The organism is Grimontia sp. NTOU-MAR1, from assembly GCF_035758505.1.
Taxonomy (GTDB): Bacteria; Pseudomonadota; Gammaproteobacteria; order Enterobacterales; family Vibrionaceae; genus Enterovibrio; species Enterovibrio marinus.
In genome coordinates this window covers 864,538-878,942 of sequence record NZ_CP142108.1, presented here as the reverse complement: position 1 = coordinate 878,942, position 14,405 = coordinate 864,538, and the positions used below count along the sequence as shown (strand labels likewise).

At 46.4% G+C, this 14,405-nt stretch carries 15 protein-coding genes; 5 read left to right on the top strand and 10 right to left on the bottom strand.

The window, feature by feature from the left end; all coding sequences use genetic code 11:
* Nucleotides 1–3: 3 nt before the first annotated feature.
* Together VP504_RS04000 and VP504_RS03995 are read right to left on the bottom strand one after the other, a co-directional pair.
* Nucleotides 4–291: a helix-turn-helix transcriptional regulator gene (locus VP504_RS04000; protein WP_232314471.1), complete on the bottom strand. Its 288-nt coding sequence runs from the start codon at nt 289–291 to the stop codon at nt 4–6.
* A 41-nt stretch (nt 292–332) separates the two neighbouring features.
* The gene (locus tag VP504_RS03995; RefSeq protein ID WP_232314472.1) at nt 333–935 is read right to left on the bottom strand and encodes a cupin domain-containing protein; all 603 of its coding nucleotides are present in this window, start codon (nt 933–935) and stop codon (nt 333–335) included.
* 160 nt (nt 936–1,095) lie between these two features.
* On the opposite strand from VP504_RS03995, the gene VP504_RS03990 reads away from it, so the two are divergent.
* Together VP504_RS03990 and VP504_RS03985 are read left to right on the top strand one after the other, a co-directional pair.
* A complete protein-coding gene (locus VP504_RS03990) occupies nt 1,096–1,662 on the top strand; it encodes a cytochrome P460 family protein (RefSeq protein WP_325893056.1) in 567 nt (188 codons plus the stop codon).
* A gap of 25 nt (nt 1,663–1,687) precedes the next feature.
* A complete protein-coding gene (locus VP504_RS03985) occupies nt 1,688–2,227 on the top strand; it encodes a cytochrome P460 family protein (protein ID WP_325893055.1) in 540 nt (179 codons plus the stop codon).
* A gap of 81 nt (nt 2,228–2,308) precedes the next feature.
* On the opposite strand, the gene uraH is transcribed toward VP504_RS03985, so the two are convergent.
* From uraH to VP504_RS03965, 4 genes are all read right to left on the bottom strand, one after another.
* On the bottom strand, nt 2,309–2,662 hold the full coding sequence (gene uraH / locus VP504_RS03980; RefSeq protein WP_062712694.1) for a hydroxyisourate hydrolase: 354 nt from the start codon (nt 2,660–2,662) through the stop codon (nt 2,309–2,311).
* 195 nt (nt 2,663–2,857) lie between these two features.
* On the bottom strand, nt 2,858–4,069 hold the full coding sequence (locus tag VP504_RS03975) for an MFS transporter (RefSeq protein ID WP_325893054.1): 1,212 nt from the start codon (nt 4,067–4,069) through the stop codon (nt 2,858–2,860).
* Between the two features lie 325 nt (nt 4,070–4,394).
* Nucleotides 4,395–5,294 (bottom strand): sulfotransferase, encoded by a 900-nt coding sequence (locus VP504_RS03970; protein WP_325893053.1) that lies wholly within the window; start codon nt 5,292–5,294, stop codon nt 4,395–4,397.
* Nucleotides 5,295–5,485: 191 nt separating this feature from the next.
* Nucleotides 5,486–6,202: a glutamine amidotransferase-related protein gene (locus VP504_RS03965; RefSeq protein WP_325893052.1), complete on the bottom strand. Its 717-nt coding sequence runs from the start codon at nt 6,200–6,202 to the stop codon at nt 5,486–5,488.
* 427 nt (nt 6,203–6,629) lie between these two features.
* Between VP504_RS03965 and uvrY the strand changes: the two genes are divergently transcribed.
* The 3 genes from uvrY to pgsA all read left to right on the top strand — a co-directional run bounded on the left by uvrY (nt 6,630) and on the right by pgsA (nt 9,713).
* Complete coding sequence (uvrY, locus tag VP504_RS03960) at nt 6,630–7,274, top strand: UvrY/SirA/GacA family response regulator transcription factor (RefSeq protein WP_062663114.1); 645 nt, start codon at nt 6,630–6,632, stop codon at nt 7,272–7,274.
* Nucleotides 7,275–7,346: 72 nt separating this feature from the next.
* Entirely contained in the window at nt 7,347–9,116 is a 1,770-nt protein-coding gene (uvrC, locus tag VP504_RS03955; RefSeq protein ID WP_325893051.1) for an excinuclease ABC subunit UvrC, read from the top strand.
* 42 nt (nt 9,117–9,158) lie between these two features.
* Nucleotides 9,159–9,713 (top strand): CDP-diacylglycerol--glycerol-3-phosphate 3-phosphatidyltransferase, encoded by a 555-nt coding sequence (gene pgsA, locus VP504_RS03950; protein ID WP_325893050.1) that lies wholly within the window; start codon nt 9,159–9,161, stop codon nt 9,711–9,713.
* A 125-nt stretch (nt 9,714–9,838) separates the two neighbouring features.
* Here pgsA and VP504_RS03945 read toward each other — a convergent pair whose 3' ends face one another.
* The 4 genes from VP504_RS03945 to VP504_RS03930 all read right to left on the bottom strand — a co-directional run bounded on the left by VP504_RS03945 (nt 9,839) and on the right by VP504_RS03930 (nt 14,243).
* Nucleotides 9,839–11,176, bottom strand: a complete 1,338-nt coding sequence (locus tag VP504_RS03945; protein WP_325893049.1) for an ATP-binding protein — start codon at nt 11,174–11,176, stop codon at nt 9,839–9,841.
* Between the two features lie 16 nt (nt 11,177–11,192).
* Nucleotides 11,193–11,867: a response regulator gene (locus VP504_RS03940; RefSeq protein ID WP_325893048.1), complete on the bottom strand. Its 675-nt coding sequence runs from the start codon at nt 11,865–11,867 to the stop codon at nt 11,193–11,195.
* Nucleotides 11,868–12,079: 212 nt separating this feature from the next.
* Nucleotides 12,080–13,762 (bottom strand): aspartate:alanine antiporter, encoded by a 1,683-nt coding sequence (locus tag VP504_RS03935; RefSeq protein ID WP_062712708.1) that lies wholly within the window; start codon nt 13,760–13,762, stop codon nt 12,080–12,082.
* A gap of 217 nt (nt 13,763–13,979) precedes the next feature.
* Entirely contained in the window at nt 13,980–14,243 is a 264-nt protein-coding gene (locus tag VP504_RS03930) for a GrxA family glutaredoxin (protein WP_325893047.1), read from the bottom strand.
* Nucleotides 14,244–14,405 lie beyond the last annotated feature (162 nt).

The window sequence follows — 14,405 nt, the reverse complement described above, 5'->3', positions numbered from 1 at the left end:
ACGCTATTCATCGTGTGCCCTGATTTCAGTAGGCGTCATCCCCAATTCCCTCACCAGTGCCCTGCTGAGAGTTCTTCCAGAAGTAAACCCTAACGACAGTGCAATTTTGTCTATCGGATCTTTGGTATATCTCAGCGCATTATATGCTTTTAAGCGACGCCAGTGGCTAAGGTAGGCGATGGGTGCCATACCTAACGCATCCTGAAAATGGCGAACCAGTGTCGCTTTCGACATGCCAACCTGACGCCCAATCTCTTCAAGCGTCCAGTCTTTTCCAGGTTCATGATGCATTAGCATGAGAGCTTGATGAATGCGTTTGTCTTTTACAGCTCTCAGAAAACTGAAGTTTTTTCACTTTCGATTAAGAAATGAGACATTATCTTCAAAAATAGCACTTCCGTAAGTTTGTCGACGATAGCATTTTTACGATATCCATGCTCCGCTATTTCCTTGTTAATCAAGATGACGACCTGCCAGATAGTGCTGTCGTGTGCGATGTTGTTTAGGTGAATAATCGGTGGTAACGCATCAATAATTGGATGGCTTAAACCGGCATCGAACATGATAAGACCGCACATTAGCGTGTGAGTGGTTGGCCCTTCCTGAAATAGCGGCATACCCAGTTCGCATGCGTCTTCAGCAACGCTGCTCAAGGTTCTTTCGTTCTCCGGACAATCCGCTAACCAATGTGCATCTCCGCTGGGGAGCAGGAAGATATCCATCTCATTAGCATGTAGAGGTTCAGCATTATCCAGCCCCACGAAGCAACTGCCTTTCAGTGCGATGTGAAACCTCGGGAAACCTCTCTCCTCCAACGTTATTCCCCATGGCGCACTCAGGTCAGAACTGAAAAAGATATTCCCTCTAAATCTAAGATTTTCAAAAACATCTGAGAGATAACTAAAGGTTTCTTCGCTTTTGATTCCCTGAGGCACTGATCTGATTCCCTATGAGATAATGGTGATTGCTAATTTAGCCTAGACTGATGCTCAATGCTCTCCTATTGAGAGTTTTAACTGTAATTAAGGTGAGAAAATGGAAGTAAAAAATATTACAAATGCAAATACGTACATACCTCTAATCCTAGCATCGGTAATGGGTATAAGTGGGTTCGTTTCAACAGCTGCTATCGCCAAGGACTACTTCACTGTTAAAGATGGAGAGCTACAACGCCCTAAGGGATATCGCGAGTGGGTATATGTAGGTACACCAGTTACGCCTAACGACATGAATAATGGCAAAGCCGCATTCCCTGAGCATCACAATGTGTATATCGACCCAGAAAGCTGGGCAGTTTGGAAGGAAAAGGGAGAGTTCAGAGATGGGACTATCATCATCAAAGAACTTGTGAGTGTTGGTAGTAAAGCGGCTGTGAGTGGCAATGGCTATTTTCAGGGGAATTACATAGGTCTTGAAGCCACTATTAAGAGTAAAAGCCTGAACCCGGATGAGCCAGGTAATTGGTCTTACTACAGCTTTTCAACGCCAGATCATAGCGCATTGACCGATACGGCAAAGGCTTTTCCTGCCGCAGCCTGTAACGCTTGCCACCAAGCGTCAGCAGCCGATGACTTTGTTTTCACCCAGTATTACCCTGTGTTACGTGCTGGTAAAGCGAAAGGTGAGGTGGCCACTGGCGGATATAGCTCTAGCCTCAAATAACTCGACCGTATAGAGGAGTGATTATATGAAGAAGGCGTTTCTTGTCTGCTTGCTCACAGCAAGTGCATCATTTGCCGTAGTAGCAAATGATACGTTTTCACCTTACGTAGATGATAAAGGAAATATCGCTTTCCCCAAAGATTTCAGAACGAACATGGTCCATTTAGGATCTTGGTTTGTTCCTGAAGGCGGTGCAAGCGGTTTCCATGGTGTTTACACTGAAAAAGAAGCAGTGGAAGCGTTTCGCAAGAACGGTAAATTCCCAGACGGTGCGACCCTCGTTAAGGAGTTGCGTGCTCATAATACGGGTAACTACACAACCGGTACTGGTGTTAGTCATGAAACCGCTGATCTCAAACAATGGTTTGTCATGGTGAAAGACGGCGAAGGCCGCTTTTCCGACAATGGTTCGTGGGGTGATGGCTGGGGCTGGGCTCTGTTCAAAACGGACGACTTGAACAAGAATGCTTCTGCTGATTATAAGACGGATTGTCTTGGTTGCCATTTACCGGCAAAAGCCAACGACTGGATTTACACGGAAGCTTATCCAATCCTGAGCGAATAGCAGAACCAGTTAATTGATAAACAAACCCCGTAAGAACAAGTCAGCCAAAAGGCTGGCTTTTTTAATTCCTATGAATTCTTTTTAACTTCCTCGATACGTTGAATACCCATAAGGGGAAACAAGTAGTGGGACGTGATAATGCTGATTGTGGTCAGAAACGCCAAACCGAATCACGATTTCGTCAAGAAAAGGTACAGTTTCCAACAGCGTATTGGTATTTCTGAAGTAGGCAGCGGTAGCGAAGACAAGCTGATATTGACCTGAAGTGAGTAACCCTTCATCAATAAGCGGGGAATCAGTTCTGCCATCATTATTCGTGATGGTCGTAGCCAGTGGCTGAAGGCCTTCATCGTCTATTCGGTAGAGCGATATTTTTACACCATTTGCAGGTTTCCCACTTGCGGTATCCAGAACATGCGTCGTCAGTTTTCCCATTTATTCACCCCAGTGTGAGACGTCGACTTTCTGCAGTTGTATATGAGAGTGACATAAGCCAGTCTTAACAAAAACTTAGCATTTGCTGCGTCAATATCCCAACGCAAAGTGACAAAAGTTTGAGCAAGCGCGAAATGCATTTGAATTTTCGATACTTTTAAGGGGGCAGCCGGGCCTTAATGACCCGGTTTTGAGTTAAGAATGTTGCAATACAGGGCGGACAACAGGTTTGTCATTAATCGGCAAGTGGATCAGCGCAGCGGCGAACGCAAGAACGATAGTTGCCCACCATATTGGCTCATAAGAACCGTAGTAGTCGAACACACGTCCGCCAACCCATGCGCCAATGAAACTGCCGATTTGGTGAGTGAAAAATACCATCCCATATAGCGTCGACATATAACGTGGACCGAAGATCTGGCGCACCAAACCGGATGTCAGTGGCACTGTGCCTAACCAACAAAAGCCAATTGCAGCGCCGAAGATTGTCGCTGTATGTGTCGTCAAAGGTACGGTGATAAAAAGTGTCAGAACGACAGAGCGCATTAGGTAAAGCGATGTCATCACATAGCGCTTGTTAAATCGGTCACCCATTAGGCCCCAGAAATAAGAGCCAAAGATGTTGAAGATACCGACATAGGCTAATGCCATCGCAGCGGTATTTCCCGGCAACCCCTTGTCTGCGATATAGCTCGGCAGGTGAGTCGCGATAAACATCACTTGGAAGCCACAGACGAAGAAACCAGCATGGATCAGCCAATAACCGGGATGACGAAATGCTTCAGCCATTGCTTCTTTCAGCGTTTGTTCTGGTTCCGCCTGTCCGCCTGTTAATGAAGAAGGGTTCGCGGTTTTCATGAAAACTGCAAAAGCGATCATCAGCGTACAGAACATCGCAAACACCTGCATGGCAGTTTGCCAATCGTAGTTTGCGAGCAGCGACTGAGCGCCTGGGATAACGGCGAACATACCGAACGATCCCATGGCTGTTGTTAGACCAAAGGCTTTTGCTGTGTGCTCTGCTGGCACTACTTTGGCAACTGCACCTAACACAATGACATAACTTGTGGCACTTAGGCCTAAGCCAATCAACACACCCATTGAGACGTGCAGCACACCGGTTCCGGTTGCAACGGAAGTCAGGTAAAGACCCAATGCGTATGCAACACCACCCATAGTGATGATACGCTTAGCGCCGAATCTGTCCGCAGCCATGCCCACGAAAGGTTGGAAAAGTCCAAACATAAGGTTTTGAAGGGCAATAGCAAGGCTGAAAAATTCTCTGCCTGATTGGAAAGTGTCTGTGATAGGCATCATAAAGATACCAAAAGATTGCCTGATCCCTAGGCTGATAATCAAAATCCCTATCCCCAACCATACGAGCGGCGGGAAACGGAAGATACTCATTAATATACCTTTGTTTATTTTATTGAGTGAGACCTGTGGGTCTGGTGTTCATTATTCATTTGATGGTGTTGATGGCATCCGCCACCTACGGCGTAATCCGTAAAAGCGCGTTGTAAAGGCGTGCAATATTGAACGCTCACCAGAGTGACTGTCAGTACCAGTAACCATCTGACAAGCTGGGCAAAAAGCGATTGTGAAAACATAGTGCCTCAAAGCTAAACGCAAAGAGCGCGTAAGGTAGGGATATTCAAGGCATGAAGCAAATGAATTCGATGCAAACTAGCCATGCATAAAACGCATTGGCGACTTCTGCATGCGAGCATCTTCAGGTTGTTTGGTTATATGCTCCTGGACACCATGTGTACACGGTGTTGACGTCGGTAGCTGGCATTTTTAGGACTTTGTTACTGCATCTGATTTCTCTCTGTTTTAGTGCAGCATCGATCATTTCATTGGTAGGAAGCTCAGCGAAATCAAGAATCTTATCGACGATCCGCTCTGGCGTGGCCACAAAATCCTCGTAATTTACAGATAACATATTTAAATCTAGCTCTGTTGCTTCGGCCATGGTGGTTTGAATGAGTTTGTTGAGCTGGAATGCCGTTCCTGCCACAGCATGACCGCGCAGGCGGTCGTATTGAGCAAGTTCCTGCAATGAGTAAGCGCCGCGCCACCACAGGAGGTTTTTACCTTGATACTCCCACTCCTCTGTTGAAATCATGGAATGCACTGTCGAGGCTGGGTCACGGCAAATATGTACAAATTTAGCATCCGGGAAAAGACTGTTCAGATAACAAAGGCGCGAGGGGCCCGTAAATCGCAATGCAAGGCGGCTTCGGCCAGAGAGCTCAATGCGACGGCTGAGAATCTCCCTGATGGAGGATATTTCTACTGGCGTGGCGTGTTTACCTCTGGCAAAGCCACGATAAAAATCGACTTCTTCTCGGGTATAGTCATCCCAGAAATTCATAACCTCTGACGGCACAGGAGAGAACTCTCGTGCCAGCGAGCCCAAAAATGAGTTGTCTTGCAGCGCTTTGTTTCGGAACGCACATTTACGTTTAAAAAGGCGGTGTTGGAAATCAGATTTGGGATGCTTTTCAAAGCTCTCATCAAGCCAACAGATTTCATCATGATGCATCACGATATCTGATATCAATGTCACCCCTGAACGTGGTGCTCCTACAAAGATAAGCGGTTGATTTAGGGTTGAGGCTCTGATCATATTAACACTCCTTTTGATTTATATGCATCAAGGAGCAATTAAGATGCCAGAATAAATAACTTATTAATTCATAGAGATAAAACGGTATGGAATACGGAGTATCATCTTGGGTTGCAGAATGAGAATACGAAATTGCGATTCCTGCGCGCATCGCCACAACTGCTTCTGATTTTAGGATATTTATGGAGAACCTATTCTTGTTGGATACGACAGAAATTAAAGATCAACGAAATTGCCTGCTTGCGGTCTCCTTCCCCCAAATTTTCTAGAGAGTTGAGCGCCTTGTTGACAACCTCGTCACCGGCCTTATCGCGAAGACGTTCAATCAACTGAGTAAGAAAATCCGACGTGAATTCAGGGTGGCATTGCATTGTCAGTGTTGTTTTTGATTTTTGGGTGATGGCGACAGGACAAAAGTCTGAGCCCGCAACTACCTCGAATCCGTTTGCAGGAGCAATAACCTGATCCTGATGACACGCAATCAAGTTTAATGTGCCGGTGAACTTGGTGTTCAAAGTGGTTGGTTGGTTTAGTGTTTCTACGGCATAGACACCTATTCCCCAGCCTTTTTCGGACTTTTCTACACATCCACCCAGTGCGTAATGGATAAGCTGGTGCCCAAAACATATGCCAATCATTGGCTGGTTGGCGTCATCACAATCCCGGACAAACTGAGCGACCACCTGAATCCACGGGTCAGTATCGTAAACGCCCCACTTACTACCTGTCACTAGCCAAATGTCGCAATCGCCAGGGGAGGAAGGGTATTCTTCCTCGTGACAACGGTAGCTTTTGAATGCTGAAATACTGCTGCTCTGAAACATACGCTTGAATGCAGCATCATAATGTCCGTACTTCGCGATAGAATCGGGGTAGTGATCGTCGCAGAGTAAAATGCCTAGCTTCATGTTGAGAATATACTCCTTACCACGTTGCAGTAACCATAGTGAGTTAGGGAAAACTTGGCTTCAAAAGCAAGATTTCACTAACTAAATGTGTAAGTAAACGATAATGGATGAAACAAAAAGCATAAAGTATGCCGATTAAGAATATCTGTGTGTCGCGCTTTTTAGATATTCGGATAGAAAATTGAAAACTGGTTGTAGATAGTAACGTTTTGTACTTAATGGAAAACTTTCTGCCGAATCGTTAACAAAGACTAATTTAAGATACCATGCTGTTGAAAATATGACTGATTAGCTATAAAAACATGCTCTCTTACACAGAATCAATGTGTTCGCTCTTTTATTGTTAGGTTAAACTCAAGTAATATGCATCGAAAGTCGAGCGCCATCCCGGCGCATGGCGAGCCAAAATCATAGTGGAGAAACAAGCTTGATTAGTGTTTTCCTTGTAGATGATCACGAGCTGGTTCGCACAGGGATACGCCGTCTTCTTGAAGACGAGCGTGGTGTCAAAGTGGTAGGGGAAGCCGAAAGCGGTGAGGAAGCAGTCAAGTGGTGTCGCAGCAATCATGCGGACATTATCTTGATGGATATGAATATGCCTGGAATTGGTGGTTTGGAAGCGACGCGAAAGCTCCTACGATACAACCCAGACGCTAAGATTATTGTTCTTACAATTCATACAGAGAACCCATTTCCAACTAAAGTTATGCAAGCTGGGGCTGCTGGTTACCTAACCAAAGGTGCGGGTGCGAGCGAAATGGTTAACGCAATTCGTGCGGTGAATAGCGGACAACGCTATATTTCACCAGAGATTGCACAGCAAATGGCGTTGAGTCAGTTTTCTCCTGCACAGGAGAACCCTTTTAAAAACCTTTCTGAGCGTGAGCTCCAAATCATGATGATGATTACGAAAGGCCAGAAAGTGACTGACATTTCAGAGCAGCTCAATCTGAGCCCGAAGACAGTCAACAGCTATCGCTACCGTCTTTTTAGTAAGTTAGGTATCAATGGTGACGTTGAACTGACCCATCTTGCGATTCGTCATGGTATGCTAGACACAGAAACGCTTTAATAACTTCTGTTCGCTGTGTTTGATGCCAAAAATTTCCTAAAAACAGTCTCTGACAAACCCGGCGTTTATCGAATGATGGACGCTTCGGGTGAGATCATTTACGTCGGTAAAGCCAAATCTCTCAAGAAGCGGCTTTCCAGCTATTTCCGTACCAATGTGTCTGGAGAGAAAACCCGTGCATTGGTAAAAAATATCGCCAATGTCGAAGTGACGATCACGCACAGTGAAACGGAAGCGTTGATCCTCGAGCACAATCTCATCAAGCAGCATTTACCGCGTTATAACGTGCTACTGCGTGATGACAAGTCTTATCCATACATTTTCCTTTCTGCAAACAAACATCCGCGAATTTCCGTGCATCGTGGTGCGAAAAAGCGTAAAGGTGAATACTTTGGTCCATTTCCTGATGCAGGTGCGGTCCGCCAAAGCCTCTATTTACTCCAGAAAATTTTCCCGATCCGTCAGTGCGAAGATTCCGTTTACGCCAACCGTACCCGCCCATGTTTGATGTACCAAATTAAGCGCTGTGCAGGCCCTTGTGTTAAAGGCATTATTGCGGATGAAGATTATGATGAGCTGGTTAACTTCACCCGCTTGTTCCTACAAGGCAAAGACCGTCAGGTTATCGCTTCGCTGGTGGAGAAAATGGAAGGTGCGAGTCAGTCGCTACAGTTCGAGAAAGCGGCAGAATATCGCGACCAAATACAGGCTCTTCGGCGTGTTCAGGAACAACAGTTTGTTTCACAAGACAGCGATGACGATCTGGATGCTATCGGGGTTTCGATAGAAAATGGCGTGGCATGCATCCACGTACTTTTCCTTCGTCAGGGTAAGGTGCTGGGCAGCCGCAGTTACTTCCCGAAAATGCCGGCTGATACCGATGTGAATGAGCTGGTATCGAGCTTTATCGGGCAGTTTTACGTGAAGCAAGCTGAGGGAAACACCATTCCAACCAGTATTTTGATTGGCCAGGATTTGGGTGATGAGTTGGCCGATCTGGCTACCGCCCTGTCAGACATAGCCGGCCGTAAAGTGAACTTGCAGTGCAAGCCTCGCGGCGCACGTGCACGTTTCCTCAAACTCGCACAAACTAACGCTGCAACGGCGCTCACCAGCAAAATTAATCACAAAATGACCATTCATAACCGGTTCAGTGTGCTGTCAGAAGCACTTGAACTTGAATCGGTCAAGCGTATGGAATGCTTCGATATCAGCCACACCATGGGCGAGCAAACTGTCGCATCCTGTGTGGTGTTCAACCAAGATGGCCCAGTGAAACAGGAATACCGTCGTTACAATATCACGGGCATTACCGGAGGTGACGATTATGCGGCAATGGCACAAGTGTTGGAGCGCCGCTATAGCAAGCAAGTTGATCCGGACAAGATCCCAGACATCATTTTGATTGATGGTGGCAAAGGGCAACTGAACCGCGCCTGGGAAGTCGTCAAGCCACTTCTAGCTGATTGGCCGAAACATCCCCTGATGCTGGGTGTGGCAAAAGGCACCACACGACGCCCGGGTTTGGAGACTTTAATCAAAGTGACGGGCGAAGAGTTTTCTATGCCGTCTGATTCACCGGCGCTTCACCTTATTCAACACATCCGCGATGAGAGCCATAACCACGCGATTTCCGGTCACAGAGCGAAACGTGCTAAAGCACGAAAAAGTAGTGTGTTGCAGGAAATCGAAGGCGTAGGGCCAAAGCGTCGTCAGGCTTTACTGAAATACATGGGTGGAATCCAGGAACTTAAACGAGCTTCTGTTGAAGAAATCGCCAAGGTACCGGGCATAAGCCGTGTTTTGGCCGAGAAAATTCATTCATCATTGCAACAGCAATGACTTTCAAGCAACATAAGCCGTCACTCACAAAGTATTATAAGTATGCGACTGAATATCCCCATTATCCTGACCCTTATACGTATCGCATTAATCCCTGTTTTTGTTATCGCGTTTTACCTACCTTATGAATGGTCAGCTTTCGCTGCTGCTCTGATTTTTGTTATCGCCGGGGCGACTGACTGGTTGGACGGATATCTCGCACGAACCCTGGGCCAAACCACGCGCTTTGGGGCTTTCCTAGATCCTGTTGCTGATAAAGTGATGGTTGCGATTGCCCTCGTACTTATCGTCGAGCACTACAATTCGATATGGGTGACGATTCCAGCGGCAACTATGATTGCCCGTGAAGTGATCATTTCTGCCTTACGTGAGTGGATGGCGGAACTGGGTAAGCGTGCGAGCGTGGCAGTCTCTTGGGTGGGTAAATTCAAAACTGCTGCGCAAATGTTTGCGCTAACCATGTTGCTTTGGCGTGACAGCGAGTGGATTATTTATGTGGGTTATACAGCGCTTTATATTGCTACCGCGCTGACTTACTGGTCTATGTACCAATACCTACTGGCAGCAAAAGACGACTTGCTGAACGCAGACAATTAATTGAAAATTCATTGAAAAGGCCGCGAGTGTGGCCTTTTTTGTACTTTCATTTTTGCTAATTAACAAAGAAATTCAAATAAGAGAATGCCTGGCTACGTGATTGATTGGTTTTTTCCCGTGCAAAATTACTGCATTTTGGAGAAGGTCATAATGAAAGCGGCGCCCTCCAACTCAGATTCGATCACGCGAATCTTACCACCATAACTTTCTACAATTTCATCGCAAACCGCCAAGCCGATCCCGGTTCCGGGATTCAACTGATCGGCACGTACACCGCGCTGGAAAATCGACTCATGCATAGTTTCAGCCACCCCAAGTCCATCGTCTTCTACAGTCAATACGTAGTGATCTAGCGTAACTTGGCTTGAGATTCGCACTTCACTGATACAGAAACGGAAGGCATTCTCCAACAGGTTACCCAGCAGCTCTGTCAGATCCGCTTTATTCAGCGGCAGAGAGGGTTGCTCCCGAAGATGCAAGGTGACATTAACCGGCTTGTCGCTATAGACTTTGGAGAACATACCGGCCAAGCTGTTGATGACTGGCAGCAATTCAGTTTTCTCATGCACCAAGCCACGTTGGCCGACCAGCGCACGTTTCAACTGATATTGTACCATGTCATCCATCTGGCTGACCTGCTCTACGATGCGTTTACTCATTTCTTCCCGGCTTAACGAACCGTCATCCAGCAGCGCATTCGTCGCAGCTAAACGGCTTTTCAGGCTATGGGCAAGGTCATCCATCGCATGGCGATAGCGCTGTGTCTGATCTTTTCGGAGAGTGATCATTCTGTTTAGTGCATCAGTCACATCTTCTAGCTCTTTAGGGTAATCGAAATCGAGCGTTTCACGGCGTGATTCCGCTATCTCATTCAGCTCATCTGCTAGTTTCCTAAGCGGGCTGAAACTCCAGTATGAAGCGGCATACAATAAACCGGTCGCAGCCAGAAAGGCCAAGCCAACATAGAACCAAATTTGTCGTTTTATCTTAGAAAACTGTTCCAATTGTGAGGTGATATCATGCACTACAATAAAGAGTTGATTGGTAGAGTAAGTCGCCTCTGAAATCACATGAACAACATAAGGATCATCCTTATAGTAAATCATGTCCGGCTCTCTCATGGAGTAAGGGACGTACGAACAAATGTCACTCATACCACTGGTTCGTGCTTCATAAGACATCCAAGACGCTGAACCATCTTGCTCACAGATAAATGCCAAATAATCCGAGTGTTTAGCTTCGGGTATAGGTTGATCATAATTGGGTGCATTCTGACCAAGTTCCAGCATGTTGTCCCGGCGGAGTTCGCCGACAATATGAGGTACTTCAGCCACCAATTCTGACGAGTACATGGCGACATAGTTTTTTACGTAAACCTGATTGATCAGAAAGCCAATCAATAGCGAGAACATGGAGATGATAGCTATCGAAGTGGAAATAACCCGTTTGTGGATCTGAGGCATTATTCTCCGTGCCATATCAGGCAACCTGCAATTCGAAGATATAGCCTTGACCGCGAACAGTGGAAACTGGGTTTTCTTGTCCTGCCTGAGTCAGCTTCTTACGAAGTCTGCTCATCATGACTTCAATGGTGTTCGGGTCGCCTTCCTGATCTTGATAGAGCACATCCAAAAGGCGTTGCTTTGATATGACCTGGCGGTTATGACGGATGAGATACTCCAGCAAATCGTACTCAAAAGCAGTGAGCTCTAAAGGCGTACCATCGATACAGACTTTTTTCGCCAGTAGATCGATAGAAATCTTGTCTGCTTTAACTTCTGGCTTGACGAAACCAGCGCTTCGGCGAACCAAGGCATTGAGTCGGGCGACTAATTCTTCTTTCTGGAATGGCTTTACCAGATAGTCATCAGCGCCGGCATCGAGGCCAGAGACCTTGTCCTGCCAATTTGCGCGGCCAGTCAGTATAAGGATAGGCATACGGATTTCGGCTCGACGAATATCGCGAATAAGGCTGAGACCATCTCGGTCAGGTAGTCCCAAATCAACGATAGCGATATCGTTTGGATAGTCTTTTGCAACGAATAGCCCCTCAGACGCTGTCTTGGCACAATGCACCTGATGCCCAAGTTCTGATAACTCCGTTTTCAAATGATGACTCAGCAATGGATCGTCTTCGACAATGAGAATGCGCATAAACCGTTACCTCAATCTGTAATACTTTTATTTCAGCCTATAGAAAATGACGTGCAAAACCTTGCACTTATTTGAGCAACCTTCGGGTTTGTTGCAGACAAGTAAGAGAAGATAATTGACCAGGGGTTGTGGATGACTCAGCGAACAGTTTACCGTCTGTTCACTGAATCTCAGCTGACTGCCTTACCAGATATATGACAAGGCACATAAGTTTAGGTCAGAATAACCAGTAGGGTGCCTGCGAAGGTTAGCAGAACGTTCGCGATGGCGTAGGTACCTGCATAGCCCAAGGCGGGGATGGTACTGCGTGCGTGTTGGTTGATCATGTCCATGGCTGGCGCACAAGTTCGCGCACCAATAATAGCGCCAAACAGGAGCGCTCTGTTCATGTTCAGAATGTACGCACCAACCAGATACGCCAGTATCACTGGCACCACGCTCACCGCCAATGCGCCAAACATAATGGTGAACCCCATAAGCTGTAGGTATTCTACCAAATTGCCACCTGCGCTCAGACCAACACCGACCATAAAGGTCATCAGCCCTAGCTCTTTCAACATGTTGATAGCACCTTGAGGAACATAACCGAAGGTCGGGTGGTTCGCACGCAGGAAGCCCAGTAAAATCCCAGCTATCAAGAGGCCCGATGCATTACCCAAGCCCAGTGTCATTTGGCCAAAAGTCATGGTGATCAAGCCGAAGATCAGGCCAAAGATAAAGAAAGAGCAGAATGCCAACATGTCTGAAACCTGGCTGTGAATTGAGATAAAACCGATTCGCTCTGCCAGCCCCATGACTCGACGTTTTTCGCCACTTACCTGGAGTACATCTCCTTTAGACAGCAGGATATTGTGATCCATAGGCATTTCAATCTGAGCACGAACGACACGGCTCAAGAAACAGCCATATTCAGACAGATTCAAATCTGACAAACGTTTACCGATGATGGCATCGTTCTTTACCACGATTTCTTCTTCAACCACACGGAGGTCTAGTAGGTCACGATCGAATACCTCTTTCCCGTTTCGGAAAGAAGGGTCGAGGCGGGCGTGGCTGTCTGGGTAACCTACCAGTGCGATTTCATCGCCTTCCTGCAAAATGGCGTCACCATCTGGGTTAGCCAGAATACCGTTACGGCGGATACGTTCGATGTAGCAACCCGTCTGGCGATAAATACCCAGTTCACGAAGGTTGCGACCATCCACCCAGTTAATCAGCTCTGGACCAACACGGTAAGCGCGAATAATGGGTAGATAAACCTTACGCTGGGAAGAGTTGCCCAGGCCTCGCTCCATTGCAATCTTCTGTGCAGAATGTTCAAGGTTTTCCTTTTGCAGTTTAGGCATAAAGTTCGCGAGTACGATCAGGCTCACTAAACCCACCAGATATGCCAATGCGTAGCCCACGCTCAGGTTATCAATCATCCCCGCTAGTTGATCTGGTGTGAAACTACCAGCAAGCCCTGCATTAAGCGCATCCTTCGCGCCCACAAGAACTGGCGTTGCCGTCATGGCACCTGCCATCATGCCAGTTGCGATACTGCCATCTACGCCGAATTGATAACGCATTAGCAAGGTAATGCCAACGGAAGCAGCCAGCACGATAAGTGCCAGTAGTAGATAAGATTTACCGTCGCGGAAGAAGATACCAAAAAAGTTTGGGCCAGCTTCGATACCTACACAGAAAATGAATAGCATAAAGCCAATATTCAAGGCTTCTGGGCTGAATGAAAAGCCAGCATGTCCGAAAGACAGTGCCGTCACAAGAACGCCAATAGAATTACCAAACTGGAAGCTGCCGATTCTGATTTTGCCAATGGTAAGGCCGATAGCCAAGACAACGAAAAGGAGGAGGATGTCGTTATTAACAAGCAGGTTGTAGACGTCTATGTTCACTGAACAGTAATCCGCGCACGGGTCAAAGGGAAATTCTGGGGCGCCATTATACGCATTTGCAATGAAATGTAATGGAAACTCGCATGAAAAATAGTATTAAATTTTGCCTACTTTGCTTATGGAAAATATTAAAGCCTACTTTGTTATCAGCTTTCTGTTTTTTAACGATAAAAAAGCCGGCAAGTTTGCCGGCTCTTCCAAGGAAATCTAAAAGAAATTACTGGTACAGACCCAGATTTTCTTTTGCGTAAGCTTCGAAGTCTGTGAAACCGCCAACATGCACTTGGTCGGCAAAGATTTGTGGCACGGTTTCAACTGGCTTACCTACGGTTTTCTCAAGATCCGCTTTGCTGATACCTTCGGCGTGAATATCTACATAACGGTAGTTGAAATCTTCACGCTCTTCTTTCAGTCTGTCAGCAAGATCCTTTGCACGAACACAGAATGGACAACCAGGGCGACCAAAAATAACCACGAACATAATCATTTCCTTTCTTATTAAATTTGATTGGATGGTGCCGTGTGCAAGGGATGCTGTCCCGCGGCTTCATCATCTGACTGGCGATAACTATGCCTTAAGCTCTTGGCAGTTAAAAGAAGGTTTTGTCTCTTAATTCAATCGAAATTATCTATCAATAGAAAA

Excerpts from the sequence above, each read along its gene's own strand:
- VP504_RS04000 (WP_232314471.1), bottom strand. The coding sequence starts at position 291 with ATGCATCATGAACCTGGAAAAGACTGGACGCTTGAAGAGATTGGGCGT.
- VP504_RS03990 (WP_325893056.1), top strand. The coding sequence starts at position 1,096 with ATGGGTATAAGTGGGTTCGTTTCAACAGCTGCTATCGCCAAGGACTAC.
- VP504_RS03985 (WP_325893055.1), top strand. The coding sequence starts at position 1,688 with ATGAAGAAGGCGTTTCTTGTCTGCTTGCTCACAGCAAGTGCATCATTT.
- uraH (WP_062712694.1), bottom strand. The coding sequence starts at position 2,662 with ATGGGAAAACTGACGACGCATGTTCTGGATACCGCAAGTGGGAAACCT.
- VP504_RS03975 (WP_325893054.1), bottom strand. The coding sequence starts at position 4,069 with ATGAGTATCTTCCGTTTCCCGCCGCTCGTATGGTTGGGGATAGGGATT.
- VP504_RS03970 (WP_325893053.1), bottom strand. The coding sequence starts at position 5,294 with ATGATCAGAGCCTCAACCCTAAATCAACCGCTTATCTTTGTAGGAGCA.
- VP504_RS03965 (WP_325893052.1), bottom strand. The coding sequence starts at position 6,202 with ATGAAGCTAGGCATTTTACTCTGCGACGATCACTACCCCGATTCTATC.
- uvrC (WP_325893051.1), top strand. The coding sequence starts at position 7,347 with ATGATGGACGCTTCGGGTGAGATCATTTACGTCGGTAAAGCCAAATCT.
- pgsA (WP_325893050.1), top strand. The coding sequence starts at position 9,159 with ATGCGACTGAATATCCCCATTATCCTGACCCTTATACGTATCGCATTA.
- VP504_RS03945 (WP_325893049.1), bottom strand. The coding sequence starts at position 11,176 with ATGCCTCAGATCCACAAACGGGTTATTTCCACTTCGATAGCTATCATC.
- VP504_RS03940 (WP_325893048.1), bottom strand. The coding sequence starts at position 11,867 with ATGCGCATTCTCATTGTCGAAGACGATCCATTGCTGAGTCATCATTTG.
- VP504_RS03930 (WP_325893047.1), bottom strand. The coding sequence starts at position 14,243 with ATGTTCGTGGTTATTTTTGGTCGCCCTGGTTGTCCATTCTGTGTTCGT.